This window comes from Amycolatopsis sp. QT-25 (genome assembly GCF_029369745.1).
Classification (GTDB): domain Bacteria; phylum Actinomycetota; class Actinomycetes; order Mycobacteriales; family Pseudonocardiaceae; genus Amycolatopsis.
In genome coordinates this window covers 2,329,768-2,356,428 of sequence record NZ_CP120210.1, presented here as the reverse complement: position 1 = coordinate 2,356,428, position 26,661 = coordinate 2,329,768, and the positions used below count along the sequence as shown (strand labels likewise).

Here is a 26,661-nt window from a genome sequence, read left to right as displayed (position 1 = left end):
GCATCGACCTCGCCCCGACTTGCCGACCAAGGATGCCCCCGATGCCGTATATCCTTGACCAGTACAAACAGCCCGGTCGCCACCGCGCCCGAGTGCATCCCCGCGGCAAAGCGGGCTCACGTCTGACCGGCCTGGCCGTGTCGGCACTCACGGTGGCCGTGTTCGCCGTCCATGTTGCTCGACGACATCGGGGGCCTTCACCGGTAGCGATCCGTCGTCCGGTGTAGCCAGCAGCGACCGCACGTGGTCAGCGCCATCGGCGTCGACGTCCACCAGAAGCGCGAGAGCATTACTGAAAGCCTCTCTACCGGCACGGATCCTGTTGCTCATCCAGTACGCGCGGCCCAGCATGATCAGCAGATCAGCGTGAACGCCCTCCTCGATCGCGTCGTCCGCCGCGGCGAGCGCGACGGCACGCACGAGCGGCGGAACGGCAGCGGTAGCACGGTCCGCGTCGAGGAGGACCGAAGCCAAACTACGCAGTGCCCTCAGCGCACCGTGGTTGTCGTGAACACGATCGCAGGTGGCAATGAGGTCGGAAAGGACGTCCATGGCCCGATGTAGGCGACCCCAACGACGGTAGAAGTCACCTAACGTCGCCAAGGTCTTACAGGCGACATCGTGATCCTGCTGAGCCCGGGCGAGGCTGAGCACCCTGACCCATCGGGCATCGGCCATCAACCAGTCACCTGACCGGTCCGCGCACTCCGCCGCCATCGTCAGCAAGCCGATCAAGGCGGCCGGATCGCGGATCTCGATCGCCGCGCGCTCCCCTGCTTCGGCGAACTCTCTCATCCACGCTGGATCGGCCACCGTCCCGGCCACTGTCCACCAGGCGCGCGCCAGGTGCACCGCGTTCTCGGCCATTCCGTGCTCAAGTTGCCAGCGGATCACACCGACGACCGGCCAGCGCACTGACCGCAACCGATCCTCGTGGATGTCATCGTGCCGATCAGGCGGAACGGCCGCGGCATGACGCGCCCCTGCCTCTTGAACCACGATTCGGAGGTAACGCCCGATCCTTGCCGCAAGCGACCTCGCCTCCACCGATGAAACATCGACAGAGGGCCGCCGAAGGTCGACCATGACCGTGTCGCCTTCCGTCCACGCCCCCGGCACCGATACCAGGCTGTGCCCAGCAAGCCGCTCAAGCCGTGCTTCCAGCGCCACACCGTGCGTTTCACTTGCCGCAGCGAGCACACCGAGAGGCAGCCGATCCACCCCGCACACGACGAAAGCGCACAACAGAAGGTCGTCGTCAGGATCCCTACCCGACGACGACCGGACGCCATCGCTCACCAGCCAGCAACCTTCCCCAGCGAGTCCTTGCCCGCCGACACGCCGTTGCTTGCCTAGCGCACCCTCCCCTGTCACCAGCCCACGGTCCTCAGCAACCGCCCTCGAACGACTAGCTAACCACTTCCACCGCGGCAAGTGCGACCGCTCACGAGGTGAGCTTCGGTAATCTGGCTCACCCGAACGAGCTACCCACACCAAGCTATGCGCAGTTCTTCCACGAGTTGATCTTGTTGTCAACCAACAGGGTGACGAACCAGCACCTGCCGACACTAGGGAGAGCGCCCATATCCACCGTCCGGCTACGGCTGCCCTGGACGCCGGCTCAGCGGTTCCCGCGAAAGCTGGCGCCGAGACTCGGCCGCGAGCGTAGCGAACGCACGCCACGGAGGCTGATCACGTTCGAAGCCATGTTCCGCATCGTAGAGCGCAAACGCCACCACGGCCGGGCTTCCGGGCCGTCAGCGGCCGGTGAGGACCGCTATGAAAGCGTTGACATGCAACGAAAGTACTTCCGGCTGGGTGACCAGCTCGATGCTGCGCAGCGGCGCCGGGTCGGTGTCGAGAATCCGGATCCCAACCGGTTTCGCGGGCAACGAGAGCTCCGGCACGCACGCGACGGCGAGCCCGTTCGCGACCACCTCAAGCTGGGTGGTGTGGTCGGCGAGGGGGAACCCGACCACCAGCTCACCTCCCGCCCGGCGGACCAGCTGGGCCAGCGCGGAATGCGCATCCGAACCCGGCGGGCAACACGTCCATGTCTCTCCGGCCAGCTCGGAAAACGGCACCGTTTCACGGTTCGCGAGCCGGTGACCGGCGGGCAGCACCAGCCTGGCACGCTCAGCGCGAAGGCGGATGATGTCCATGCCGCGCGGCAGCGTCGAGGGCAGGTCGTGCCACGTCTCGGCGAGCACCACGTCCAGGCTGTCTTCGTGCAGGGCACGCAGGTGGTCGACGGTTTCCCCATCGCGTAACGACACCCGCGCTCCGCGGTGGCGGTCGAGGAATTCGCGCACGCGCGGAAGCAGGAAACCTCTGATGGCGGAGGAGATCGCGCCGACGCGAACGGTCCCACGAGGCTCCCCCTCGCGTGCCGCAAGCTCACGTTCGGCGTGCTCGACCACGCGCGCGACCGTGCGGGCGTGCCCGGCCAGGACGTGCCCCGCGTCGGTCAACCGCACGCCGCGGCCCTCCCGCTCGATCAACACGGCCCCCACCTCCGCCTCGAGCCGGCGCAGGTGCTGCGAGACGCCGGGGCCGGTCATGTTCAGGCTGCGTCCGGCCGCTGCGACCGAGCCTGTCCTGGCCACGGCATCGAACACTCGCAGCCGGTCCCACGTCCAGTTGTTCACGTACTCCTGCTTAGCAGTACCAGGAAGGAATACGACCTGGACCCGGCCGAGTTCACCCGGCCAAACTGCTGGGGTGCCGACCGAAACGCAGCTGAACAACTCCTCCGGACCGATGATGCCCGAGCCGCACCCCGGGCACAGCGGCCCGGCACTGCTCGTGCTGGGCGGCGCGGCCTGCCTGTCCGTGTCCGCGGTACTGGTGAAGGTGGCGGCTGTGGACCCGGCGACGTCCGCGTTCCTGCGCTGTGCGATCGCGGTCCTCGTGCTGGCGCCTCTGGCGTGGCGGGAATGCCGACGGTTCGGCGGGCTGTCGCGCCGCGGGATCGTGGTGGCGCTCGTCGCGGGCGGGGCGCTCGGCGCGGACTACGTCCTGTGGACCCGCAGCATCTTCGACGTCGGAGCCGGGATTGCCACGGTTCTGATCAACGTTCAGGTCGTCGTGCTCCCGCTGCTGAGCCTGCTCGTCGACCACGAGCGCCCCGGCCGCCGGTTCGTCCTCGCCTGCCCGGTGATGCTCGGTGGCATCGTGCTGATCAGCGGCGTGCTCGAGAGTGGACCCACCGCGGCGGACACGGCAAAGGGCACCGTACTCGGCGTGGTGGCCGGTACCGCGTACGCCTTGTACCTCTACCTGACCCTGCGGCAGGGTCGTGCCGAACCGGGGCGCACCGTCACCCCCTTGGCCATCGCGACCGCAAGCGCTGCGGCGACGTCCGCGGCACTGTCCCCGCTCAGCGGCGGTATCCACCTCGCAAGGATTCCACCCGCATCGTGGGTGGCGATGATCGGTCTCGCGGTGCTCGGACAGGTGTTCGCATGGATCCTCGTCAACTCCGGTTCCCCGCACCTGCCCGCGAACCGCACCGCGGCGCTGCTGCTGACCCAGCCCGTCGGGACGGTACTGCTCAGCCTCGTGCTGCTCACCGAAGTCCCGTCAGTGCTCCAAGTGGCCGGCATGGTGCTGGTGCTCGGGTCGGTCGCCACGGCCAGCCGCGTCTGGGCGCGCCGCGCCCGCACCTGATCCGAACATTCCTCTGCGAAAATCCCGAGCACGTCGAAAACGCGCACGGGATCTTCGACTGGTTTTGCTGTCGATCCCCTCTTTTGGCGATGTCTGGACCTCATCTACCGTCTTCGGCCAGCGGCGGAGAGAGCGTGGATCCTTGCCTTCGGTGTCCTCACCGCATCGCGCAGCGCCACCCGCGAGCGGTCACGCTGCGCGGTGTCTTATTCACAAGAAGACGGCTCGAGCTTGTTGGCGGACAATTCCACTCGAGCCAGAACGGTGGTTCGCCGGTGATTCCGGCGCGATGTGGTGCCGCTCCCCACGGATCGCTTGCGCGCATACGCCGATGTCGTTCCGCCTCGGCCTCCTGGCGGCTTTCTCCGTCCGCGTCCGGGGCAACTCGCGCGTGTACCCGAAGCGAGCCCGCCGGTAGGCCTCGTGCAGCGCCTCGCGATGCGTCGGTGGCTGGTCGTAGCCGTAGTCGTCGGGGTCCACGTCAGCGATCCGGCATAACGCCAGAAAGATCACCTCAACGGTCAGCCATTGCGGCGAGGTCACCGCGCGCAGGGTTCGGCGGACCGTCTCGTGGTTGGCCGACCCCCGCTACCGGTCTTCGTCCCGCTCCGCGATGACATCGGCGATCTTGCGAATCGGAAGGCCATCCGCGGCGACATAGAAGCCCCACAGCTGCTCAATCGGCTGCCGGTGATCCTCGGCGACGTTCGTCGGCTTCGACAAGCGCGACGGCATCCATAGCTCGGCCTGGAGGCGAGCGCGGAGATCTCCACTTCTCCGGATTCCACTGGGAAGATCGACACTTCCGACATGGCGGCAGCATACGTGGCAGAGATGTCACCCAGTCCGAGCCGGCCGTCAAAACCTACGAATCTTCTTCAGAACTCCCCGACATCCGTCCACTGTGGCCTTTCGCTACGCCGACTGGAACGACCTATCCAGGGAAGTTGTGATGCCCACCCTCACACCGACCGCCGGCTTCCGCGACACCGGCGGCACCGAATCCGCCCAGCCGGAGGTCACACCCGGCTCTCGCAATCCGACCAGGCGGACGAGCAGCGGTGAACGCGGGGCCGAGGCTACCGCCCGGAAGGCACCGGCGACGGCCGAGGAGGAGCGCGCATCCTGCCCGGCCGAGGCGGGCCCATGGACTTGTTCCTTGACGATCCCGACGCGCGCTTCCTGGTATTGGAAGGCGCGAGCGGCGAGCATTCGCTCTGGCCGTCCTACGTGGACGTGCCGCGAGGGTGGCGAGTGGCCCTGCCCGCACCTGGCGATCCGAGGCCATCACGTTCATCACGGCCAAGCAGCGCGGACTGGTCTTCGACGAAGTATCACCGCGACCGCCCGGTCAGGCAGAACAGCGCCGAGTTACCCGCCGGCGCCCGGCGGGCGGACAGTGAACCCGGAGCACTTCTGCTCACCAGCCAGGTGAGCCCGGCGCCGAAGGCATGGCCGATACAACGTGGATTCGGTCACCATGAGCACGCTTGGAATGTCAAATAATTGTCAAACACTGGTCATCGACAGATTCTGACACAGTTCAGCAAGTACTCGCAAGAAGATCACCGCCGTGCTACGCTCCAATCCTCCACCCGAATCGGCCATCTGACCAACCGATGCCTGTGGCGAGGTGAGCCCTCGCGACCGAGAGGAGGGGTCGATGAACAACCGTGAGTACTGATCGTTCCGACAAGTTCGAATCAAACAACTCTGTTCACGCACTGGGGGTTACACAATGAGAAAATTGATTTTCCTGGCGGTCGCACTGCTGTCGCTCGTGCTGGGGGCGCCGGTGGCCGGCGCCGCCTCCGATAACGGAGCCGGAATCACCTCGGCCAGTGGTTGCCTTGATGCCCACGGCCCAGGCACCTGGAACAAACACTGTATCGTGGTCGAGGGTTCCGGTCTCGACGTCGCGTCCGTGGAGGGGCACCTCAACGCGACCGTCGCACCTTACTTCCCCGCGGACATCTGCGGGGTCCACGTGAAGGTCTGGGGCACCGAACTGGGTGGCTATTACTTCGAGCGCAGCCAGCCCAACAACGGCTGCGCCCTCGGCACACTCGGCGTGCGGTGGAACCTGAACATGAAGTTCCAGCCCGGTTCCCAGCTCTGCGCGCAGACTTCCTACGCCGGCCGGGTTCCCGGCCCGGTGTGCGTGCAGATCCGATACTGAGCGCGGTCAGGTACATGACAACCGAACGGCGAGGCCTCCGGTCTCGCCGTTCGGTTGTCGCGCAGAGACTCCCTTGCCGTTCTCCACCGCAATTGACTGAATTGCTCAGAACTTTTCTCACGTCGAGCAAACGAGCGGAGACGGGTTCTGGCCGCCGGGATGGGCATCAACGGCGTCGCCGTGCCGCGGGCACGTGCCTGTTATCACTCATGAGGTCCACACTCCCTACGCATCGACCGCCTGGGCTTTCCGGGCTTCGGGCCGTCTGTCAGCTGGTGCTGTGGGAACAAGTCGAGTCGGGCAGCTTGAGCGCATTTCGAGCAGCCAGGGGCGGTGCCGGCAATCCATTCGACACGTTCCCATTCCTCACTGTGTATCCGGCTGCGGTCGGACCGTCAACGAAAGCTCACCGGCAAGCGAAATCACCCCGCTCATACGGAAACGCGACTGTCGCCTCCGCCGTGCCCGCGCCGGCCGGAACACCCCCGCTCGCGCGGGAAGACACTGCTCGACGACGTACTGCAATGTGCCGAGCCATTCAGTCACGGTTGCCGTGGGGTGCGGGTCGCCCGCCTCCTCGAACGTGGTCACCACTTCTGCTCAGGTGTTCTTCGCTTCAGCCAGTCGCCCTGTGTCGTAGAACGCGTACCGGGATTGGGGGCACTGCGTCGGACGGGGGGGGACGGATGGTGGATGAGGGTGGTGGCGGATGCTCGCGGCTTGAGCACTCGGGCCGTCGCGTTGATCCCGGTCAGCGTGGCCAACACCGATTCCCGCGACGACATCGTCTACCGGCCGGCATCCGACGCCAGGCCGTACCCGGTCGTCGCTGCCTGGTCCGCCGGTTCTCGCTTGGCGAGCCATCGCCCACTTCGTACAGACCGCAAGCGAACTCGTCACCGATCAGGGCCGCGACACCGCACAGGCTCGCCGCCGACCCTGCCGGAGCCCAGCACCAGGCGTTCCTGGCCCTGGCCGAGGAACTGCCCTTCGGGCGTACGGCCGAGCGGCTCGGCGTCAGCGCCGCGCGAGTCAGCCAGACCATCAACCGGCCGGAGCGCCGGTTCGGGGTGGCGCTGTTCGCGCGCACCAGCCGACATGTGGCGCTGACCCCGATCGGTAACGTGATGCGCAGGCTGGGCACCAGCAGATACAGGAGGGCATCGCCAAGGCTGTCGCTGCTGGACACGGCTTTGCGGATCGGGCTTCTCCAGCCCGCTGGTCGCCGAGATCATCATGCGGCCGAGCTGGGGTGTCGACGTGTGCCGCTCGGGTTGGGATCGGCGCCGAGGTAGGTGCCGTGCCCTTCGACCACCAGGGAGCCGTCGAAGATCAGTACTTCGTTGACCAGCCCGCCTTTCTGGTTCCGGTAGTTGATCACGAGCGAGTCGACGCCGAGGTAGAGCCCCACGACCTCGAAATGGAGGTCGGGGATCCGAGCCAGTCCTTCGGCCCAGTAAGCACGCAGCGCCGCCTTGCCGCGCACCACTCCCGCGCTTCCCTCGAGCAGGTGAACCGCCACCGGCGAACGGAAGGTCACGTTTTCGGCGAAGTGCGACAGCACGGCTTCCAGGTCGTGTGCGTTCCAGGCGCGCACCCACCCGTCGGCGAACTCCTGCGCCATTGCCTGATTCATCATCGCGTTGTGCATTGCGTCGCCCCGGTTGTGCTGGTCGGCTTGAATCGGTCTCGCTGAAACGATCAGTACTCGCGGTTTTTCATCATCCCTCCTTTCAACGACGGAGTCGGTGGTGGCGTTCGGGCATCGGCTGCTATCGCGAGGGGACTCCGGCCCCGTTCTCGGCGAGGAAGGTCTTGAGTGCTTCGGCGAGTGCTTCCGGCTGGTCTTCGGGGATCAGTGTGGAGGAGTCGGCGATTTCGACGAGGGTGGCGTGGGGGAGCAGGTCGGCCAGGCGGCGGCCGTGGTCGGCGGGCATCAGGCGGTCTTCGGTGGCCCAGACGACGAGGGCGGGCCGGTCGAAGTCGCGGAGGCGGGCGGTCCATTCGAGCTGCACCTTGCGCGGTGGTGCGGAGGTGCCGAATTTGGCCAGGTCACGACGGATTTCGCGGTTGTGGGTGGCGGGGGCGAACCAGTCGTCGAGCACGTCGTCGGGGATGCCGTGTTTGCTCAGGCCACCGTAGGCGCGGGGGCTGTGCCGGAAGAGCTGGGTGGCGAACAGTTTGGTCATGAGCCAGGTGCCGCCGGGAACGCGGGCGAGGGCGACCAGCGGGCGCACGGCTTTGGGCGGGAAGTTGTCGAACGCTTCGCACGCGACCAGCACGAGTCTGCCGACCCGGTCCGCTTTGCCTTCGGAGACCAGGAATTGGGGGCCGCCCCAGTCGTTCATGATCAGGGTGACGTCGGTGAGGTCGAGTCGTTCGAGCAGTTCGGCGAGCAGGAGCGCCTGGCCGCGCTGGGAGAGGTCGGCGTCGGGTTTCATCGGTACGCGGTGGGCGCCCAATGGCAGGGTGGGCAGGATGCAGCGGTATCCCGGGAGCAGCGGGAGGACCTTGCGCCACTGCGAGTCGTTCATCGGGAAGCCGTGGGTGAAGACCAGGACCGGGCCCGGGCCGCCGGTGTCGGCGTAGGCGAGGGGTCCGGCGGACAGTTCGATCGTTGGCATCGCGACTCCACTTGATAGATCACTCTACTTAGACAGCCTAAGGCCACAGTGGACACCATGTCGAGTCGGAGCGGGCCAGCCTGCGGCGAACACCCCGGACAGCAGCCGCATCCGCGATTATCGTCGCCCGGTATGACCGACATCGAGATCACTGCGGAACTGGTCGAAGACCTTGTCCGCGACCAGCACCCCGACCTCGCCGATCGCCCGATCCGGTTGGGTGCGCGTGGCTGGGACAACCAACTGTGGCGGCTCGGTGACGATCTGGCCGTCCGGCTTCCCTGGGCGACCGGGTCCGCGGACGCGTTGCTGCGCAAAGAGTTCACCTGGCTGCCCACGCTCGCTCCGCGCCTTCCGCTGCCGATCCCCGTCCCGCGGCGTTTCGGCGAGCCCTCCGAACGGTTCCCCCGGCCCTGGCTCGTCACCACCTGGGTCCCGGGCACGCCCGCCGACCGCGCCCCGCTTACGCGAACCTCCGAGGCGGCCGCGTCCTTGGCCGCGTTCCTGACGGCTCTGCACCGGCCCGCTCCCAGCGACGCGCCCGCGGGCCGGAACCGCGGCGGGCCACTGGCCGACCACACCGGCCAGTTCGCCGCAGGGCTCACCGCGGCCACCGAGCGCGGACTGATCCCCGACCCGGACGCCGTCCGCGCCGTCTGGGACGACGCGGTCACCGCGCCGCGGTGGACGGGCCCGGCACTCTGGCTGCACGCCGACCTGCATCCGGCCAACGTCCTCACCGCCGAGGGCACCCTCTGCGGTGTGGTCGACTTCGGCGACCTCTGCGCGGGCGACCCGGCCTACGACCTCGCCGCCATGTGGCTCCTGCTACCGGACCACGCCGGCGACCACTTCCACGCGGACTACCGACCGGCCCCGGACACCGCCACCCTGCGCCGCGCCCGCGGCTGGGCGATGGCCCGCGCCCTCGGCGGCCTTCTCATCGGCGACGCCGGCGTGCACGGCCGTCCCGGTGGCAAACCCACCTGGGGCCCACCCGCCCACGCCGCCCTGCGACGCCTCACCGCCACACACCGCTGATCCGGCCGACGAGGTGATCGACGGGTTCGAGTGTCGCGGAAGGGTTGGCCTTGACCCTGCGTCCGGGGTGGAACCTGGTCGCATGACGGACGACATCACTTCCACGGTCCGGCCTGCTCCACCGGTCGGCGGGTTCGGCGAGGTCGACGGGCGCCGCATCTTCGTGCACCGGCCGGGCAGCGGCGGACCGGCCGTGGTGTTCCTGCCGGGCGCGAGCGCGGCCGGCTTGGACTACTTTCGAGGTCCAGCAGCAGGTTCTGATAAAACCCAATCACCGCTGCCGAGCGGTCCAGTGTGGATGTACATCGCCATCGTCACCGGAGCTACCGCGACAACCGCCGCCGCCACACTGATCCCCATGCTCCGGACAACCCGCGAACGGCCGATCACAGCCCTGGCAAGGTGAACGCCGCGTCTGTTGCTCGGCTACTCGACCGAAACGACCCCCGCCCGGCCGGCCACCGGACCAGCCGCTTCACCGCATACGGCGTTCGTCGGCGTCAATGACGGTGTCGCGCCCGCTCGGGTACTCCGGCGCGAGTGCTGGCCACGGTCTGATTCTCCCAGACCAATCCCTCCTGCCACCTCCCGGCTCGGTGTGGCCGGTGAGGTCATCTTCCCAGCGCCATCGACTCGCTGATCACCGAGATCGGCCAGGACCGCCGGATTGTGCTGATCAACAGCTTCGCGCCCCGGCCCTGGCAGGACCGTGTGCGTAGGTCGCGGTGAGCGGGGTGCGCCGTCGGCGCGCACGAGTTCGACCACCCCTTACCGCCACCATCAGGAGGATGCCTGCCGGAATGCTCCCGGCCGGCGGCGTTTCCACCGGATCTACCCGAATTCAGCCCAGGGTGACCGGGAGGACCCGGTGCCCGTTGGAGATGAAGGACGCCGTGGGCTCCAGCTCTGCCGGTTCGATCGCCAGCGCCAGCTTCGGGAAGCGCGCGAACAACGCCGGCAGCGCGATCTCCGCCTCCACCCTGGCCAGCGGGGCGCCGAGGCAGAAGTGCACCCCGTGCCCGAACGAGAGGTGGCTCTTGTTCGTCCGCGAAAGGTCGAACTTCTCCGGGTTGTCGCCGAACTCCGGCGCGCGGCCCGCAGCCGCGTACGAAGCCAGGATCGCCTCGCCCCGCTTGATCGTCACCTCGTCGTCGACAACGATGTCTTCGACCGCGTACCGCAGCGGGAGATGGGCGACGGGCGCCTGCCAGCGCAGCGTTTCGTCGATGACGTCGCCCCAGCCGTACTCGCCGTCGAGCACCTGGCGCAGCTGCTCGGGATGGGTCAGCAACGCGGTGATCGCGTGGTCGAGCAGGTTGACCGTGGTCTCGTGCCCTGCCGAGATCATCAGGATCAGCGTGTCGACGAGTTCGGCTTCCTGCAACGAGGAACCGTCCTCGTCGCGTGCCGCGATCAGGCCGCTGGTCAGGTCGTCACCCGGCTCGGCGCGCCGCAGCGCCACTAGTTCGCCGAGGATCCGGTACATCTGCTCGCCGTTGGCTGCCGCCTCTTCCGGGGTGGCGGTGGTGTCGAACACCCCGTCGACCGCCTTGCGCAGATCGGCGCGGTGCTCCTCGGGCACGCCGAACAGCTGGCAGATCACCTCGATCGGCAGCGGGTAGGCGAAGTGCTCGCGCAGATCTACGACCCCGTCGGTGCCCTCGATCCGATCGAGCAGGCCGCCGGTGATCTCCTCGACCCACGGCCGCAGCGCCTCGGTGCGACGGAAGGTGAACGCCTTGGCCACCAATGACCGCAGCCGCCGGTGCTCGCCACCGTAGGCGGTGAACATGTTCTGCACGGCCACCCAGATCATCAGCGGCCAGTCCGCGGGTACCGTGCCCTCCCGCCACGCGGTCCAGTGCTGCCGCGGGTCCTTCGACACCCGCTGGTCACCGAGCAGGCGCTTGAGCAGCTCCGGATCGGTTACCGACCACGCCACCACCTGGCCAGGGAGCTCCACCAGCGTCGTGGTGCCGCGGGCGCGGAGTTCGGCGTTCTCGGCGTGGATGTCGGCGCCGGTGGGGTCGAGGACGAGGGGGCGGGGTGCGGCGGATTCCAACGGTGCTCTCCAGTCGGTTCGGTGGACGGAACTGGTGCGGGAACGACAGGGGTGAACAGCACGGGCAGCGCGGCGAGGGCGCGGTGGAACGGGCCTGGCCGCCATTGCAGCTGGTCCTCCGGCACGGCGAGGCGCAGATCGGGCAGCGCGTCGAGCAGGGTTTCGATGGCGGTGGTGGCGATCAGCCTCGCCGGGCCCTGCGCGGGGCAGGAATGCACGCCGGCGCCCCAGGCGATGTGCGCCCGGTTACCCACCCGCTGCTCGGCACGCAGCGCGGGATCGGTGTTGGCGGCGGCGAAGCTGATCACCACCGGTTCGGCGGCGGGCAGGTGGGTGCCCATGAAGTCGACCCCTGGCCACGGGTAACCGGCGGAGTAGTTGGCCATCGGCGGGTCGCCCCAGAGGATCTCCTCGAGCGCGTCCTCCACGTGCAGGCTGCCGCCAGCCAGGTCACCGGCGAAGCGGTCGTCGACCAGCAGCAGCCGCACCCCGTTGGCGATCAGGTTCTGCTGCGGCTCGGTACCCGCGCCCATCAGCAGCACCAGCTGGTGCAGCATCTCCTCGTCGGTCAGCCGCGCCGGGTGCGCCATCATCCACGACGGCACGTCCTGGCCCGGCTGCGCCCGCTTGAGCGCGAGCAGTTCGAGCATGCTCGAGGTCAGCTCGGCGTTGGCGCGCTCGGGATCGACCATGTCGAAGATGCCGCGCATCCCGGCCACCAGCCGGTCCCCGAGCGCAGGCGGGCAGCCGAAGAGATGGTTGAACACCTGCAGCGACAACGTGGTCGCGTAGTCGGTGAGCAGATCTCCCCTGCCCTCGGCGGAAAACCGGGCGATCAGCTCGCGCGCGATCTGCTCGACGTAACCGCGCAGCGCGTGCGGGTTGAGCCGCGCCAGGCTGCCGGTGACCGCGCTGCGCAGGCGCGCGTGCACCGCGCCGTCGGTGAACAGGCAGTTGGGGCGGTAGCCCATCATCGGCATGACCGGGTTGTCCTCGGGCTGGTTCTGCTGCCAGCGCCGGGGGTCGCGGGGAAAGGTCGACGGCGCGCGCAGCACTTCCAGCGCGGCTTCGTAACCGAGGACCAGCGAGGCGTTCACGCCAGGCGCGAGTTCGACCGGCGCGACAGGTCCGTGCGCGGCCCGCATCTTCGCGTAGACACTGGCGGGATCGCGGGCGAATTCTTCGTCGTAGAGGCGGGCGCGCTCGGCGTGCGCGGGGCAGCCGGGTGGTGGTCCGGCGGCGGGAGTGCTCACGAATGCTCCTGGCGGGTGGGGTCGAAGAGGTAGTCGACAAGGCTGATCAGCGCCTGCGCGGACGATCCTCGATCGCGGGCGTCGCAGCTGACCAGGCGGGTCTCGGGAAGCAGGTCCAGTGCTTCGCGAAGTTCGGCTTCGGGAAATCTCGGAGCGCCGTCGAACTGGTTGATGGCCACCGCGTACGGCAGGCCCAGTTCCTCCAGCAGTCCCATCACGTCGAAGGACTCTTCGAGTCGGGTGGGGTCCACCAGCACCAGCGCGCCCAGTGCCCCGTAGGCGAGGTCCTTCCACATTTGCGTGAACCGCTGCTGGCCAGGCGCGCCGAACAGGTAGAGCACCACGTCGTCGCCGATGGTCAGCCTGCCGAAGTCCATCGCGACCGTGGTGGTGTTCTTGCCGTGCACCCCGGACAGGTCGTCCACCAGCGCACCGGCCTGCGTCATCGTTTCCTCGGTGCGCAGCGGGCGGATTTCGGACAGCGTGCCGACGTAGGTGGTCTTGCCGACCGCGAACGGCCCCACCACCAGGATCTTCACCGAGGTCCGGACGGTGGCGGGGACGTAGCCGTCAGGTGAGAGCACGGAGACCATCGAGTACCTTCTGCAGGAGTTGGTGGTCGGGGATATCGGCCTTGCGCACGGCGGCGCGGGCTTCGATGTGACCGGAATCGAGCAGGTCGGACAACAGCACTTTGGTCACGCTGGTCGGCAGGTTCAAGTGTGCGGCCACCTCGGCCACGGCCAGCGCACCGCCCCGGCAGAGCTCCATCACCCGCCGCTTCTCCGGGCTCAGCCCGGCCATCGGCGCCCAAGTGGCGGAGACGACGGTGGCCACGTCCAGCGTGTTGCGGGTCGGATGGGCGCGGCCCTCGGTGACCACGTGTGGCCGCACCAAAGCCTGCTCGCGCCGGTTCGGCGTCATGCCCGGGAGCCTCCGGCTGCCGGGAAGCGCGGCGGCGCGGTCAGTTCCTGGCCGAGCCTCTGCACCAGTTCCTGCATGCGGGAGGAGACGCCTTCGACGTCGACCCTGCCGGTGGTGGACACCGCGACGTAGGCGCCTTGGCCGGCGGCGGTGAGGAAGACGAACCCGCCGTCGAACTCGATCAACGTCTGCCGCCACTGCTCGGCGGGCCGTCGGCAGAACTCGCCGGTGGCGCGGGCGAGCGATTGCAGCCCGGACACCGCGGCGGCGGTGCGCTCGGCGTCGTCACGGCTGATGCCCTCGGAATGGGCCATCAGCAGGCCGTCGGCGGAGAGCAGCACGGCGTAGAGCATCTCCGGCATCTGCAGGGCCTGGTCGAGCATCCAGCCGAGCCGGTTGGTGGTCGCGTCGGTGTTCGTGCTCACTGGGCATCCCTTTCGAGGTCGGTGGAAATGGCGCGGCCGCGACGGGTTCCGCGTTGCCAGGCCGCGGCGGTGGCGACCGGGTTCGGGTCGGGCGCCGGAACGGCCGGTGCGGCAGGCTCCGGGGCCTGGGTGGCGACCAGTGTGCGGCGGCGGCGCCGGGGCAGGCCGTGGACGGTGGTGCCCAGATCCGTGGTCTCCATCGGGGAAGTGGCCACGATGGGCTCGGCAGGCCTGGCCGGTTCGGGCGTAGCGGGCATTTCGGGGGTTTCGGTTCGTGGGTCCGGGGTGAGCACGGCCGGGGACGGGCTCGGCGTGGTGATCCTGGTGAGCAGTTCCGTCGGCAGGAACAGCACCGCGCGCACCCCGCCGTAGGGCGACCGGGTGTCCACCGAGACGCGGAACCCGTACCGGTTGGCGAGCGCACCGATTACCGCGAACCCGATGCGCGGCGGCACCCCGAGCGCGGCGATGTCCTGGCCACCGTGGCCGCCGAGCAGCCAGGACGCGCGCTGCACCGCCTCCACCGTCATGCCCACACCGGCGTCGTCGATGATGATGGCGAGGCCGTTGTGCGCCTGCTGGAAGGTGACCTGCACCGGGGAGCCGGGCTGGGAGTGGCGGGCGCCGTTGTCCAGCAGTTCGGCCACCGCAAGCACCACCGGCTCCACCGCCTGGCTGACCACGGCGGTGTCCGACGGCGCGGGAATCTGGACGCGCGCGTAGTCGCGGATACGGCCGGTGGCGCCACGGACCACGTCGGTCAGCGTGGCGGCCGAGCGCTGCAGACCGGGCCACGAACCGCAGAGCACCGCAGTCGCCTGCGCGCGGCGGCCCAGCTGCGAGTTCGCGTGGTCGAGGCCGAGCAGCCCCTGGAGCACGGATGGATCGTCGTGCCGGTCCTCCATCGCCGAGATCAGCACCTGCTGCTCACCGGCGAGGTTCTGCACCGTGCGCATCATCGCGCGCAGGGTCGCGGCGGCGGAATCGGCGGAATCGCGGCGGGTCTGCCCGAGCAGTTCGGTGATCGTTTCGAGCACCGCGCGGTGCGGATCGCCGTGGCCGTTGCCGCGCAGCGGGCCCGGCACGGTCACCGACGGATTCGCCAGCGACTCCGCGATCGCCGGGAGCCGCACCTCGCGCAGGTGGCGCTCCTCGGCTTCGCGCGCGTTCAACTCGGCGACGGCGGCATCCCGGTACCGGCCGACGGTGGTGGTGACGTTGCGTTGCCGGAGCAGCAGCACGGCGAGCGCGATGGCGAGCAACAACAGACAGATCAAGCCTGCCAGCAGCAGGGTGTGTTCCATGAAATCCTCACGGTCAGCTGGGCGGGGACCGACCAGCCTGCTAGGCGATCGCAGGGAGCCGCACCAGGTCCGCGTCGGGGCCGCGACCGCGCTGCCGGGCGATGAGCATTCGGGCGGGCCCGGGGCAGGACGGCATGTGCGCAGCTCCACAATGGCGGGGACGGACGTCACATCGCGCCTGGCGCAATGTCGGCAGCGAGTACCGTAGCGCAAACTGGACGTGTTCTCCCAGACTTCGCGAAGAAAGGGCTCACCGCCCGCGAGAAAGGGCTTCACCGCCGCCGACCTCGTCGACGAAAACGGCGAGCGACTCCTCGTGTGTGACACGCAGTTCCGCGAATCCGGTGGCATCGGCGGTTTTCCGTCCGGTGCGCACGGTGGTGTGCCACGAAGACAACGGCCTGGCCCGCCAACTGCTGCGCACCCCTGGCGCGGGCGCGGTACTGGTGGTCGACGGCGGCGGTTCACTGCACACCGCGCTGACGGCGACCTGATCGCGGGCTCGGCGGTGGGAAACGGCTGGGCTGGGCTGATCATCAACGGCGGTGCGGGACAGCGCGATGCTCGCAGAACTTCCGCTCGGGGTCGAGGCGCTGGGCACGAATCCGTGCCACAGCACCAAAACCGGCGCGGGTGACGTGGATGTGCCGGTGACCTTCGGCGGAGCCATCTGCCTGGACGACACACCGGTCGGCGTTCTGCTCGTCGAAATCGAGAACCAAATCCCGCACCTGGTCAGGTTCATGGTCGAGACCAGGACACGCCAGTCAGCCTGGGTCCACTGCGAACCGCTGTGGACGAGGCACTCGGTTCGCCGAAGTCGATGACCGGCTTGGGCCGCTCATAGACCTGCTCACCCGTGTCGCCGGCCATCCCGCCGGCAATCGCGGCTTCGCGGAAACCGTCACTGGCCTGGATACCCGCTACGACATGGTCCCCGATACCGGCGCACCCCTGGCTCGGCCGCCTCGCACCCGACTTCAAGCTGTCCACCGGCACCGACGACACCGACCTCGCCACCCTGCTCGCGCCCGGCCGCGGCGTCCTGCTCGATCCCGCCCCGGACGACGATCTCCGCCGGTCCGCCAAGGGATGGATCGACCGGGTCGACATCATCGACGCGACATGCACCGGCCACCTCGAACTCCGCGCCATCCTGCTACGGCCACACAGCCTGGCTCGGCACCGCCGTCGACGATCGCGCCCACGAACTCCAGCAGGCAGTGCAGCAGTGGTACGGCACTGCCGCGCGACCCGCGCCCGCCTGGACATTCCACCAAGCCTCGACACGGCCGATGCGGTACCGGTTATCGAGCGATCGTGAATGTGCATTCAGATCGCCTTGCCATTCCTGATCGGAGGTGCGAGTCTTCGCTTGCCGAGAGCACAGGTGTCTCCAGGGCGCCGATCAGGACCCACGGACCACAAGGTCCAATTCGAACACGACAAGTCGTTGTCGAGATATAACGGGAGCGAACGTGAAGCTTCTTCGCCATGTCACCGCGCGACTGCTGGGAAGAACCCGTATGGGCGGTCTCTACTTCTACTGGGATATTTCCAACTGACCTGACGTCGGGCCGGTCGGCGACGACCGGCCCGCACCGACGCAAGGAAGAGTGTTGACCGATAGGCGGCTTCATCCTCCTGGTCCGAAGGGCCACTGGCTGAGCGGCAACACGTTCGAGTACGACCGCGACCGTATGGGATTCCTCATGCGGTGTCATGACGAGTACGGTGATGTCTTCGCATACGACAAGAGAACGATAGTCGTACGCGATCCAGATCTGGTACACAGCTTGCTGACCAGGACGAACGAGGACTTCTCCAGTGAGAGCTCTCCCGTCGCCACCAGATTCGACGCCGATCGCAGTGCGACCGATTCGCGGTTATGGATGGCCGCGCGACGGTCAGGATGGCGTGGCCTGAACCAGGACGCCGCAGCGGCTCATACCGGCAGGCTTCGCCAGTTGTTCGACCGGCAGTTGAATGACACGGTCGGTCGCGAAGTCGACGTCCTCGCCTTGATGGAGACATATTCCGGTCACGCGGCGGCGGACTTCTGCCTGGGTGCGGACGCCAAGGGCATCGCCGAGGTCGTCGTCGAGAACACAAGGGCCATCGCACCACTTTCCGGCAGTTCCGAGGTGCTACCGGAGTGGTTCCCGTCCCGTACCCTCAACCGCTTCCGACAAGCCCGCAAGAAAACCCTGGACGTCCTGAGCAGGAAGATCGCCGCCAGGAAGTCAGCTGCCGTCCCCGAGAACCCCCGTGACCTTCTCGACGTCCTGCTGACGATACGGCCCGGGCTGAGCGAGCTCCAGGTACAGCGTCTCATCCGAGGCATTCTCCTCGCCGCGTATGGCGTACCGGCCGCATCGATGGCTTGGGCGTTGTGGACGCTGACCACTCGCCCTGCTCTCTGGGCCACGGTGGAAGCCGAGGCGATGGCGTGGAGCTCCGAAGAGGAGCCGACCTTGACCGAGTTGCCGCGAACCGAAGCCGTCGTCAAGGAGACTCTCCGGCTATGGCCGCCTACTTGGTTGATGGGCCGCACCGCCCTTCGTGCCACCGCCCTCGGGAAGTGGTCGCTGGCACCGAAAACCCAGATCATGTTCAGCCCCTACCTGATGCACCGCGACAGCCGATGGTGGCCGGATCCGGATACAGCTGTTCCTGACCGATGGCTCAACGGGGGCGAACCGATCCGCAAGTACACCTACATTCCGTTCGGCGCAGGGCCTCGTGTCTGCCTGGGAACGCGCCTGGGACTGACTCAGCTGGTACTCACGATGTACTGGCTCACCAGGAACTACCGAGTGGTCGCCCCTGATGCCCTGGCGGTTATACCGGTCTTCCACAACCTGCTCGCGCCCTACGGGTTTCAAGCGACGTTCGTCCGGAAGTGAGGGTGAATTCCGGGCAGCCACCGCGACCGAGTGCAGCCCGCGACGCCACAAGGGGCAATCCTGAGGTCACGGCGATTCTGGAGTTCGAATTCTTTTGATCAAGGGAAAAGTGTATGGCGCAAAACAGTAGTTTCGTCACGGGCTGTCAGGGCCGTGGACCTGTGATGCGAGCCCGGGTGGCGCCACGCTGGAGCAGGGCCGCATGAGTGAAATCTCCGGGTATCACCCGCATTTTGCGGTGGAGGACCGCACCCCGCTACGGCCGGCCTGACTGCCCGAGCGGAAGATCGGCGGCTTCCCGGCACCGAAGCAGGGCGTACCACCGGGTGTCCGTCGAGCTTGGCGGGTACCCCGCCGCTCCACAAGACACCCAGGTCCCAGCGCGCTCAGCGGCCCTTCAGAGCGGAAGCCGGTGATTGCCCGGCTGTCGCCGACCACGTCCTGAGTCACGCCATCGCGACGAGCACCTGCCGTGGGCCGGTATAGGCGGCCCGACCGTGCATCGTGAGCCAGTTGTCGATGATGAGGACGTCACCGGGCTGCCAGCGAACCGGCCGGGCCAGTTCGTGGTAGACGCGGCGGATCCCGTCCAGATCCGCGGGATCGATGGCACTCCCGTCCCCGAACGACGCGTTGATGGGCAGATCGTCCTCTGCGAACACATTCAACATCGCCGCCCGGCTGGATTCGTCCAAATTGGACCAGTGCCACTGGTCGGCCTGGTTGAACCAGACCGGCCTCCCGGTGACCGGATGCGCCGCGACGGCGTTCCGGATATGCGTCACCCGCAACCCCCCGTCGGGCTTCCACACGAACTCGGCCCCGCCTTCTCGCAGGAGTCGCATAACCTGTTCGGCGTCTTCCGTCTCGAAGGTGTCCTGCCACGACTTCCCGAACCCGGCACCATCGGGCAGGTTCTGCGTGTACCTGATGGTTCGTGCCAGGAAACAGGTTCTCACCTGCCTGGTCACCTCCTCCAGTACACGTCGTCCGTCCGCCATGAGGGTTTCCCCGCCGACGGCGGCGGGGACGAGGCAGCAGAACATGAGGTAAGAAGGTGGAGACTTGGTGTAGGACAATTCGTTGTGCAACGTGATGGGGTACTCACTCGGATATTCGGTCGAGGTGTACACCCGGTCGGTCACCCGGCGCCGAGGAGAGTTTCCGTGCACATACGAGACAAGCTCGGGCATGAAGGCGCGAGCGACGGCGTGGAACCGCGCCGCCGACCCGACCTCGAATCCGCGAAACAACACAGCACCCCGTTCGACGACGAGATCACGCACACCGAGCCGATGCCGATCCAGGTGCTCCATCAGATCGGTCGACCGGACGTCGTCCGCCAGGATCACGGCCGGGCCAGTCGACGGCATCTCCTCATTCACCGGTTTCCCTCTTCCGCCTCGGAATCGTCGTGGGCGCACGCTGTTCCCCGGCGTCGGCGATCAACCGTGCGAGCCCAGAGACCGTGGGATCTGCGAAGAACCGCGGCAGCGGCACAGTCACGCCGATCTCGTCGACCACTGTGCTGAGCATCTGCATGGCCGACAGGGAATGGCCGCCCAGCGCGAAAAAGCTGTCGCTCCGGCCTATCCCGGGTACGTCGAGAAGCGCTTCCCAGCTAGCCGCCAGCTTGGCTTCCATACCCGGCAGCGGCGCCTTCGTCGACCCGTGGCCCGCCGGTGGCCGCGTCTCGGTGACCATGGCTCGCAGCCGGGACCGGTCGATCTTGCCATTCGGAGTGCTGGGGAGCCGGTCCAGCGAGATCACCGCTTCCGGGACCGCCGCCGCCGGAAGTGTACCTCGCAGACGAGAGAGCAATTCGTCTTCCGTCGGGGTCTCGCTCGCGGCCACCACGAAGGCGACAAGCCGGGCAGACGACTCACCGTCGCCCGCATTCAGCACGGCGGCTTCCGCGATGCGTGGATGAGCCTTCAGCAGAGCGGCCACTTCAGCCGGTTCCACTCGCACGCCGCGGATCTTGAGTTGATCATCGATCCGCCCGAGGACGTCGAGGGTGCCGTCGTGCCGCACTCGGCCCAGATCGCCAGTGTGGTAGACGACGTCGTCCGGATCGTCGCGAAACGGGTTCGGCCGGAACTTCGATCGCTGCGCCTCGGGGTCGTTGCGGTAGCCCAGCGTGCGATAAGGCGAACGGATCACGATTTCCCCGACCTCACCGACACCGGCCGGCCGGTCCCCTTCGCCCAGGATCAGGATCTGGCTTCCCGGCAAGGCCACACCGGCTGACTGTGCTCCCGTCCTGGGCTCCACCGGAACACGATGGAAGCTCTTGGCGAGCGTAGTCTCCGTGGGACCGTACAAGTTCACGATCTCGGCGTTGGGGAAGACGGTCCGACAGGCTCGCACCACCGAATCGGGCAGGGGCTCGCCGGCGAAGAACACCACGCGCATGGCGGTTCCGGTGCGGCCCGGCGGCCTTGATTCCAGCCACACCGATGCCACTGTCGGTACCAGATGGGCGACGGTGACCTTCTCGTCGATCAGCCAGCCGACGGTCCTTTGCGGACTCGACCCGGCCTGATCCGGCACGGTGAGCGTCCCCCCGCCGATCAGCGGGGCGAACAGCTCACGCAACACGACATCGAAGGTGGGTTCGGTCGTGTGAGCGGCGAGGTCGTCCGGCCCGAGCCTGAATTCGTCCCGGAACCAGCACAGGAAGTTGCTCAACCCGTTGTGGCTTCCCAGCACGGCTCGAGGCGTTCCGGAGGTACCCGAAGTGAAGTACACGTAGGCCGGATCGGCAGGCTCGGGGAATTGCCCGGCCGCGCCGGCTGCCACCGGAGCGGCGCCCGAGTCGAGACGCAGGACCGGAACGTCATTCAACCCGGCGGGGACCTCCTCGGGCCCGAGCCACAGCAGAAGCCGAGCACCGCCCTCCTGCATCATGACGCGCCGTCGGTCGACTGGGTGAGACGCACCGAGGGGAAGCAGGATCGCACCCAGGCGCCACACCCCGAGCATGCAAGCGATCAGGGCGAAGCCGCGATCGCCTGCCACAGCGACCGTTTCACCGCGGACCACACCGGCTCGCCCGAGTGTCGCGGCGACATCGTCCGCCGCGGTCACCAGCTCCCGATACGACCACCGGAGGTCGCCGACGCGGACTGCCGTCTGTTCCGGCAGTTGCCCGGCTCGCGTCCAGACCAGTTCCGGCACGGTCGGGAAATTGCGGTGTGGCAACGGCAATCCGGGAGCCGGGAGCACTTCGGCCGGCCCCGCCGCCGCAAGGGAAATCTCCCCCAGGGCCTGGTCGGGCTTCGCGCCGAACTGTTCGAGCACGGTGACGAATTGGGCGAGCAGAATCTCGACTCGGTCCGGCGAGAACTTCTCGCGCTGCCCGACCAGCTCGATTCGCCAGCCCTCCCCCACGGGACGGATGTAGAACATCAGGGGAGCCCTGGCCGCCGGTTCGGCCAGGGGGTGAGGTTTTACTTCCAGCCCGGGCAGGCGCCTCCTCGGCTCTGGGGTCTCGAGGTAGTTGACCATCACCTCCACCAGCGGATGGGGGTCACGATCGTCGCGCTCGGCGGCCGTCAGCTCGACCACCCGGTCGAAGGGCAGACGTTGGTTGTCGTAGGCGGCGGTAGCGGTGTCCCGGGTGCGGGCGAGCGCCTGTCGGACGGTGGGGTCGCCCGACAGATCAGTCCGCAGGACAAGGATGTTCATGAACGGCCCCACGACGTCTTCGAAACCGGCGGGGCGCAGGCTCGATGGCGTGCCGATGACCGTGTCGTCCATGCCGAGGTGGCGTTGTGAGAGGAGCTGGGCGGCGAGCGTGAACATCATGAAAGGGGTCGCGCCCGCACGCGTCGCCAGGTCCGTCAGGGTTCGGCGCAGGCGAGCGTCCACGATGGACGAGCTCCGGCAGGCGGTGAAGGTGGGCGATGCGGGCCAGCGGTGGTCCGAAGGCAGCTTGTCCACCGGTGCGCCGGCCAATTGTTCTTTCCAGTACTCGCTTTGACGACGGGCTTCGGTTCCGGCGAGCCATTCCCGCTGGGCCGCGACCACATCGTCGAAGCGGGCCTTCGGGAATGGTGGCAGGGAAGCACGGGACTGCAACGCCGAATAGCAGTCGAGGAGTTCGCGGAAGAGCACTTGAAGTGATCGGTCGTCGCAGACCAGGTGGTGCAGCACCACCACCAGAACGTGCTCATGCTCTTCCAGCCGAGCCAGGACCACCCTCAGCGGCGGCTCGTGAAGCAGGCGAAACGGCGCGCAAACGCCCCTTACGACCTCGGCCAGCCCGTCCTCGGGCCGCCGGTGATCACCGAGATCCACCATGGTGACCGTGACATCCCCGTCGCGGTACCGCTGGGATCGCCCATCGGGAGCCACGATGCCGGCGAGGATGGGGTGCCGGTCGACCATCTCGGCTATCGCCCGGGTGAGGATCATGGTGTTCAGCTCACCGCTCAGCCGGATTCCCCGGGGCACGACGAAGAGCGCCGTGTCGGGGTAGAGCTGTTCCAGGAACCAGATTCGTTGTTGCGCGGACGAAAACGGCACGGACTTGGGGATCTCGTACGGAACAGCGGGTTCGCGCGGCACAGCGCCGGGGCTGCCCGCCGGTTCGTGTGGTGGCTCCCCCAGCGCGGCGGCCTGGCCGGCGATCGTTCGGGTGGTGAGCAGCGTGCTCAGCGACACTTGTTCGCCGAACGCCTGCTGCAGGCGGCTCACCAGTGCCGCGGCCCGGACCGAAGTACCCCCGAGACTGAAGAAGTCGTCGTGGCGGCCCAAGCCATCGACACCGAGCACTTCGGACCACATCTCGGCCAGCCGTTGCTCCAGGCCCTGCCGAACAGGGGCGTACCAGCCCGCGTTCCCCGGTCTCCGGGCGCGGGCGCGTCGCAGCACTTCCAGCAGCGCGGCGGGCTCGGCGAGTTCGAGGGCGATCCGCCGGATCTGGGCCGCGTTCAGCACAGGGCCGGCGGGCGCGGTACGGCGCACGGCTTTCGCCGGGGGAAGGGGCCACCGCTCCGGGCCCTTGATCGGCCGGTTCACCATCTCCGTGAGCTGCCCGATCGTCCAGCGGAACCGAAGCGACCCGTCCTTGTCTTCCCCGACCGGGGCGCCGATCTCCCGGCAGAAGCCGAGCATCGGCGTGTTGCGCGCGGTCGGTACGACGCTTAGCTCGACACTGTCGAGGCCGTGGGTTCCGGCGACCTTCGCCAGGTGGGCCATGAGGTGATGTTCGACCCGCTTGTTCAAAGCACGGCAACTGAGCAGGAAAGTGTCCAGCTTCAGCACCGTGCCGTGGACCGACCAGCGCAGGACACCGACCAGCCCGTAGTCGCCGAAGCGATCCCTTGCCCTGGCAACCTCGCATCGCCACGGTGGGTTCATCAGTTCGCCGGTCCGCAGCGGACGCGACGACAAGGTGAACTGGGTGGTCCGCTCCGTCAGCTGGGCGACGCGGTCGAGTTCGTCCGCGGCGGGCGGCCCGATTTCGACCTGGAGTTCCAAGGTACGCAGGAATTCCGCGAGGCTCGGCGTGGCCTTTCTCCGCGACTCGCGGTCGGCGTTCTCGCGGTAGTACCGAGTCCGCTGCCGGTCCACCTCGGTCACGGGCTTGTCCAGGACCGGATCGAAGGCCCACACGTTATCGAGAAAACCGGGTATCCGTTCGGGTTCGGGTAACAGCAGCGCCAGCACGTCTGGACAGTTGGCCGAGACCTCTGCACACTCGACCGGGCTGTCGTCGATGAAGACGAAGTCGGCGACGTCGAGATCCAGCTCCTCGGCCAGTGACCAAAGGTTCGCCGACTTCGGCAGCCAGTTCAACCTTGTGGCGACGAAGTGCTCCGGACGCAGGGGCATCTGCGGACGGGCGGTGAACACCGACCTTACATCGGCTTCGTCGTTCTTGCTGCACAGACACAGGAGCACTCCCGCGTGGTGCAGATCCACCAGCCACCGCTGGAGGGCGAGATGCCCCGCCTCCAGTGTGACGCCGTCCGGCCCGGCCTCGGCGCAGACCCCGCCCCACAAAGTCTGATCACAATCCACCACGACCACCTTGGGCGCGCGAGCGGAATCCGCGTGTAACGCCCGCCCCACCATCGTGGACAACTGCGCGAGATAGGTTGCCGTGTAAGGCATCCGGCCAATGCGTTCACCTCGTTGGTCATACCAGTCAGGCACTGCCGGTGCGGTCGCCGCGCCGTCGAGCAGGATGACTCCGGCGCAGCCCGCCAGCTCCCGGACGATTCGTTGTTCCGCTTCGGCGAGCAAGGCTCGGTGATGTCGCGAAAGCCCGGGCGGTGACGGACAGAAAGCGACGATCAACGGAATGGACCGGGCAGCACCATCCCGGACGGCGCTGATCAACTCGGTGACCGAGTGCCGCAACCCCGCCTCGTGGTGACGTTCGCCCACCGCCGGACGGTAGCCGGCGCGCCGCGCGTACACCATCGTCAACCCGGAACCCCGGACGGTTTCAGCCTCGTCGACCTTGACGGTGTACCCGTGCGATTCCAGTGACGCGGCCAGCGCCGCCGTCTCCCCGCCGTGGACTTCCACGACGATCTGCTGGATGCCTTTCCAGTCGGCCGGGGACAATCCGGCCAGCACGGCGAACTCGCTTCCCTCTGCGTCGATCTTCAACAGGTCGACGTGGGCGATCCGATGTTCGCGGAGCACGCTGGACAAAGTACGCAGGCGGCAGGGCACGCGTTTCACGGCCAGCCTGTCCCCGATCAGGTCGTCCGCGAACCGGCTCAGCCCCTGGCCGCGGTCGGCCAGGCGATTCTCCACGATCGCGGAGATCGCGGAGCGGTCCGTGACAGGGTCGGCGTACAGGCCGGAGAAGACGCTGTAACCGCTGTACACGATGAGCTCGCCAGTGCCTTCGCGGTCGGAAATCGCGGCGTTGACGAGCGTCTGCCCGGGAAAGTAGAGCGCCGCGTTCGTCGTCAGCGCGGAAAACGCGGCGGGCGCCGGTTCGATGGCGGTGATCCGCACGCCCTCGGCCTGTCTGCGGGCGTAGAGGCTGAACATCCCGATGTTGGCCCCGACATCGACCACGCTGGCCCCTGCGCCGATCTCGATACCGTGCCGGAGGTAGGTGTCCCGTTCGAAGACCTCGTCGAAGAGATACTCCGTCTCGTACTCGTTGATGTCGGCGAGTTCGATGCCGTTGGGCAACAGCGTCCGCGACAGTCCCGCCAGCCCGGCCGCTCCGCGCGTCGGGCCGGCCTCTCGACCGCCCCGGTCCGGGTGCAGCCAGTCGTCGAGACGAAGCAACAGGAGATTGGCTCCCTTGGCCCTGGTGTTGAACGAGCTACCACTGTCCACCAGTTGTTGGAGCGGCTGATTGAACGGAGCGAATTCCACCCCGCCCGCAAAGCCCAGTTCATCCAGCCAGTACTCCATCGCGTCCTGGATGGGTTCCGCGGTGAACGTCGCCGCGACCGTGAGGGCGGGTTCGGCCGCCTTTCGTTCGGGAGCGGTGTCCGTCGCGACCAGCCGGGCACCACGAACGTCGAGCACGACCGCGCCATCATCTCCGAGAAGCCGGGCGTCGGCGAGGATTTCGGTACCGGTGGTCGTCTCGTGGCACCGCGCGTGCACCCAGAGCCGGTCGGGCATCGGCCCGTGCCACCGGAGTTCTTCGAAGCCCTGGAGCACGAACCCTTGCCCGTGACCGCTGAACGCGGCACCGATGACCTGGACGAGTGCGTCGACGAGCTCCGGTGCGGGAGACTCGGACGTGCGCGACGGTATGGACACCGGTGCGCGGAGCGCAGCGACCGCCTCGTGCTCCCCGGTCCACAAGCGGTCGATCCACCGGAACCTCGGCCCGTAGTCGTTGCCCGCCGCCGCGAAGTCACGATAAATCCGGGCACCCGAACGCTCGCGCGGGCACCGTTCGACACTCTGCCGAGGTGGTTCGGCGGGTGACGGGGGGAAATCGGTGCCCAGGATGCGGAGCGAGGCGTACGAGACAGCGGATACGCCAGTCCCGACCAGGGTCAGCCGACCGCGGTCGCCGCTGTCCAGCAGCAACTCCCTGGCACCGGTCTGGGGCACCACGAGAAGTTCGTGGAACTCCACGTCGGCGAACGCCCACACACCCGCCGCCGCGAAGGCCAGATTCAGCACGGTGGCACCGGGCAGAACCGGGGTGCCGTGCAACGCGTGGTCGGCCAGGAACGGATGAGCCTCCAGACCCAAGGACACCGACCAACGCATTCCACCGCCGGGACCGAGTTCCGCCGGACGCGGGGTAAGACCGGACTCCGAAGAGGACAT

22 protein-coding genes and 1 pseudogene are annotated in these 26,661 nt (G+C 67.7%); 9 read left to right on the top strand and 14 right to left on the bottom strand.

Annotated elements, in window-relative coordinates; translation table 11 throughout:
- Nucleotides 1-147: 147 nt before the first annotated feature.
- Together P3102_RS10950 and P3102_RS10945 are read right to left on the bottom strand one after the other, a co-directional pair.
- Complete coding sequence (locus P3102_RS10950; protein ID WP_276368686.1) at nt 148-1,299, bottom strand: hypothetical protein; 1,152 nt, start codon at nt 1,297-1,299, stop codon at nt 148-150.
- A 458-nt stretch (nt 1,300-1,757) separates the two neighbouring features.
- Nucleotides 1,758-2,648 (bottom strand): LysR family transcriptional regulator, encoded by an 891-nt coding sequence (locus P3102_RS10945; protein WP_276368685.1) that lies wholly within the window; start codon nt 2,646-2,648, stop codon nt 1,758-1,760.
- A 73-nt stretch (nt 2,649-2,721) separates the two neighbouring features.
- On the opposite strand from P3102_RS10945, the gene P3102_RS10940 reads away from it, so the two are divergent.
- A complete protein-coding gene (locus tag P3102_RS10940; RefSeq protein ID WP_276368684.1) occupies nt 2,722-3,669 on the top strand; it encodes a DMT family transporter in 948 nt (315 codons plus the stop codon).
- Nucleotides 3,670-3,879: 210 nt separating this feature from the next.
- On the opposite strand, the gene P3102_RS10935 is transcribed toward P3102_RS10940, so the two are convergent.
- Nucleotides 3,880-4,212 (bottom strand): hypothetical protein, encoded by a 333-nt coding sequence (locus P3102_RS10935; RefSeq protein ID WP_276368683.1) that lies wholly within the window; start codon nt 4,210-4,212, stop codon nt 3,880-3,882.
- A 45-nt stretch (nt 4,213-4,257) separates the two neighbouring features.
- A complete protein-coding gene (locus tag P3102_RS10930; RefSeq protein WP_276368681.1) occupies nt 4,258-4,392 on the bottom strand; it encodes a hypothetical protein in 135 nt (44 codons plus the stop codon).
- 423 nt (nt 4,393-4,815) lie between these two features.
- Between P3102_RS10930 and P3102_RS10925 the strand changes: the two genes are divergently transcribed.
- The 3 genes from P3102_RS10925 (at nt 4,816) to P3102_RS37820 (ending at nt 7,143) form a co-directional block, all read left to right on the top strand.
- On the top strand, nt 4,816-5,175 hold the full coding sequence (locus P3102_RS10925) for an MbtH family NRPS accessory protein (protein ID WP_276368679.1): 360 nt from the start codon (nt 4,816-4,818) through the stop codon (nt 5,173-5,175).
- Between the two features lie 232 nt (nt 5,176-5,407).
- Nucleotides 5,408-5,848, top strand: a complete 441-nt coding sequence (locus P3102_RS10920) for a hypothetical protein (RefSeq protein WP_276368678.1) — start codon at nt 5,408-5,410, stop codon at nt 5,846-5,848.
- Between the two features lie 14 nt (nt 5,849-5,862).
- Entirely contained in the window at nt 5,863-7,143 is a 1,281-nt protein-coding gene (locus P3102_RS37820) for a LysR family transcriptional regulator (protein WP_346660178.1), read from the top strand.
- On the opposite strand, the gene P3102_RS10910 is transcribed toward P3102_RS37820, so the two are convergent.
- Together P3102_RS10910 and P3102_RS10905 are read right to left on the bottom strand one after the other, a co-directional pair.
- A complete protein-coding gene (locus P3102_RS10910) occupies nt 7,083-7,487 on the bottom strand; it encodes a nuclear transport factor 2 family protein (protein WP_276368675.1) in 405 nt (134 codons plus the stop codon). The genes P3102_RS37820 and P3102_RS10910 overlap by 61 nt on opposite strands.
- 133 nt (nt 7,488-7,620) lie before the next feature.
- Nucleotides 7,621-8,472, bottom strand: a complete 852-nt coding sequence (locus P3102_RS10905; protein WP_276368674.1) for an alpha/beta hydrolase — start codon at nt 8,470-8,472, stop codon at nt 7,621-7,623.
- A gap of 132 nt (nt 8,473-8,604) precedes the next feature.
- Here P3102_RS10905 and P3102_RS10900 point away from each other — a divergent pair, with 132 nt between their 5' ends.
- The gene (locus P3102_RS10900; protein WP_276368672.1) at nt 8,605-9,513 is read left to right on the top strand and encodes an aminoglycoside phosphotransferase family protein; all 909 of its coding nucleotides are present in this window, start codon (nt 8,605-8,607) and stop codon (nt 9,511-9,513) included.
- An 82-nt stretch (nt 9,514-9,595) separates the two neighbouring features.
- Nucleotides 9,596-9,919 (top strand): hypothetical protein, encoded by a 324-nt coding sequence (locus P3102_RS10895; RefSeq protein ID WP_276368671.1) that lies wholly within the window; start codon nt 9,596-9,598, stop codon nt 9,917-9,919.
- Nucleotides 9,920-10,354: 435 nt separating this feature from the next.
- Here P3102_RS10895 and P3102_RS10890 read toward each other — a convergent pair whose 3' ends face one another.
- Genes P3102_RS10890 through P3102_RS10865 form a run of 6 tightly spaced genes read right to left on the bottom strand, consistent with a single transcriptional unit; the run spans nt 10,355 to nt 15,481 of the window.
- Nucleotides 10,355-11,458, bottom strand: coding sequence for a cytochrome P450 (locus tag P3102_RS10890; protein ID WP_276371096.1), 1,104 nt, complete (start codon nt 11,456-11,458; stop codon nt 10,355-10,357).
- Nucleotides 11,440-12,828 carry a cytochrome P450 gene (locus tag P3102_RS10885; protein WP_276368669.1) on the bottom strand — a complete coding sequence of 463 codons (1,389 nt, stop codon included), beginning with the start codon at nt 12,826-12,828 and terminating at the stop codon, nt 11,440-11,442. The genes P3102_RS10890 and P3102_RS10885 overlap by 19 nt, the downstream gene beginning before the upstream one ends.
- Nucleotides 12,825-13,421: an ATP/GTP-binding protein gene (locus tag P3102_RS10880; protein ID WP_276368667.1), complete on the bottom strand. Its 597-nt coding sequence runs from the start codon at nt 13,419-13,421 to the stop codon at nt 12,825-12,827. Before P3102_RS10880 ends, P3102_RS10885 begins: the two co-directional genes overlap by 4 nt.
- Entirely contained in the window at nt 13,399-13,752 is a 354-nt protein-coding gene (locus P3102_RS10875; RefSeq protein ID WP_276368666.1) for a DUF742 domain-containing protein, read from the bottom strand. Before P3102_RS10875 ends, P3102_RS10880 begins: the two co-directional genes overlap by 23 nt.
- Nucleotides 13,749-14,177 (bottom strand): roadblock/LC7 domain-containing protein, encoded by a 429-nt coding sequence (locus P3102_RS10870; protein ID WP_276368664.1) that lies wholly within the window; start codon nt 14,175-14,177, stop codon nt 13,749-13,751. The genes P3102_RS10875 and P3102_RS10870 overlap by 4 nt, the downstream gene beginning before the upstream one ends.
- The gene (locus tag P3102_RS10865) at nt 14,174-15,481 is read right to left on the bottom strand and encodes an ATP-binding protein (protein WP_276368663.1); all 1,308 of its coding nucleotides are present in this window, start codon (nt 15,479-15,481) and stop codon (nt 14,174-14,176) included. Before P3102_RS10865 ends, P3102_RS10870 begins: the two co-directional genes overlap by 4 nt.
- Nucleotides 15,482-15,582: 101 nt before the next feature.
- On the opposite strand from P3102_RS10865, the pseudogene P3102_RS10860 reads away from it, so the two are divergent.
- From P3102_RS10860 to P3102_RS10850, 3 genes and pseudogenes are all read left to right on the top strand, one after another.
- A pseudogene (locus P3102_RS10860) lies at nt 15,583-16,308 on the top strand (hypothetical protein).
- Between the two features lie 32 nt (nt 16,309-16,340).
- The gene (locus P3102_RS10855; RefSeq protein WP_276368661.1) at nt 16,341-16,805 is read left to right on the top strand and encodes a hypothetical protein; all 465 of its coding nucleotides are present in this window, start codon (nt 16,341-16,343) and stop codon (nt 16,803-16,805) included.
- Nucleotides 16,806-17,097: 292 nt separating this feature from the next.
- A complete protein-coding gene (locus P3102_RS10850; protein ID WP_276368659.1) occupies nt 17,098-18,387 on the top strand; it encodes a cytochrome P450 in 1,290 nt (429 codons plus the stop codon).
- Between the two features lie 446 nt (nt 18,388-18,833).
- Here the strand turns inward: P3102_RS10850 and P3102_RS10845 are convergent, their stop codons facing one another.
- Nucleotides 18,834-19,760, bottom strand: a complete 927-nt coding sequence (locus tag P3102_RS10845; protein WP_276368658.1) for a TauD/TfdA family dioxygenase — start codon at nt 19,758-19,760, stop codon at nt 18,834-18,836.
- Nucleotides 19,761-19,764: 4 nt separating this feature from the next.
- Complete coding sequence (locus P3102_RS10840) at nt 19,765-26,661, bottom strand: non-ribosomal peptide synthetase (protein WP_276368656.1); 6,897 nt, start codon at nt 26,659-26,661, stop codon at nt 19,765-19,767.

Excerpts from the sequence above, each read along its gene's own strand:
- P3102_RS37820 (WP_346660178.1), top strand. The coding sequence starts at position 5,863 with ATGACAACCGAACGGCGAGGCCTCCGGTCTCGCCGTTCGGTTGTCGCG.
- P3102_RS10900 (WP_276368672.1), top strand. The coding sequence starts at position 8,605 with ATGACCGACATCGAGATCACTGCGGAACTGGTCGAAGACCTTGTCCGC.
- P3102_RS10875 (WP_276368666.1), bottom strand. The coding sequence starts at position 13,752 with ATGACGCCGAACCGGCGCGAGCAGGCTTTGGTGCGGCCACACGTGGTC.
- P3102_RS10905 (WP_276368674.1), bottom strand. The coding sequence starts at position 8,472 with ATGCCAACGATCGAACTGTCCGCCGGACCCCTCGCCTACGCCGACACC.
- P3102_RS10865 (WP_276368663.1), bottom strand. The coding sequence starts at position 15,481 with ATGGAACACACCCTGCTGCTGGCAGGCTTGATCTGTCTGTTGTTGCTC.
- P3102_RS10910 (WP_276368675.1), bottom strand. The coding sequence starts at position 7,487 with ATGATGAATCAGGCAATGGCGCAGGAGTTCGCCGACGGGTGGGTGCGC.
- P3102_RS10840 (WP_276368656.1), bottom strand. The coding sequence starts at position 26,661 with ATGTCCTCTTCGGAGTCCGGTCTTACCCCGCGTCCGGCGGAACTCGGT.
- P3102_RS10925 (WP_276368679.1), top strand. The coding sequence starts at position 4,816 with ATGGACTTGTTCCTTGACGATCCCGACGCGCGCTTCCTGGTATTGGAA.
- P3102_RS10920 (WP_276368678.1), top strand. The coding sequence starts at position 5,408 with ATGAGAAAATTGATTTTCCTGGCGGTCGCACTGCTGTCGCTCGTGCTG.
- P3102_RS10895 (WP_276368671.1), top strand. The coding sequence starts at position 9,596 with ATGACGGACGACATCACTTCCACGGTCCGGCCTGCTCCACCGGTCGGC.
- P3102_RS10845 (WP_276368658.1), bottom strand. The coding sequence starts at position 19,760 with ATGCCGTCGACTGGCCCGGCCGTGATCCTGGCGGACGACGTCCGGTCG.
- P3102_RS10880 (WP_276368667.1), bottom strand. The coding sequence starts at position 13,421 with ATGGTCTCCGTGCTCTCACCTGACGGCTACGTCCCCGCCACCGTCCGG.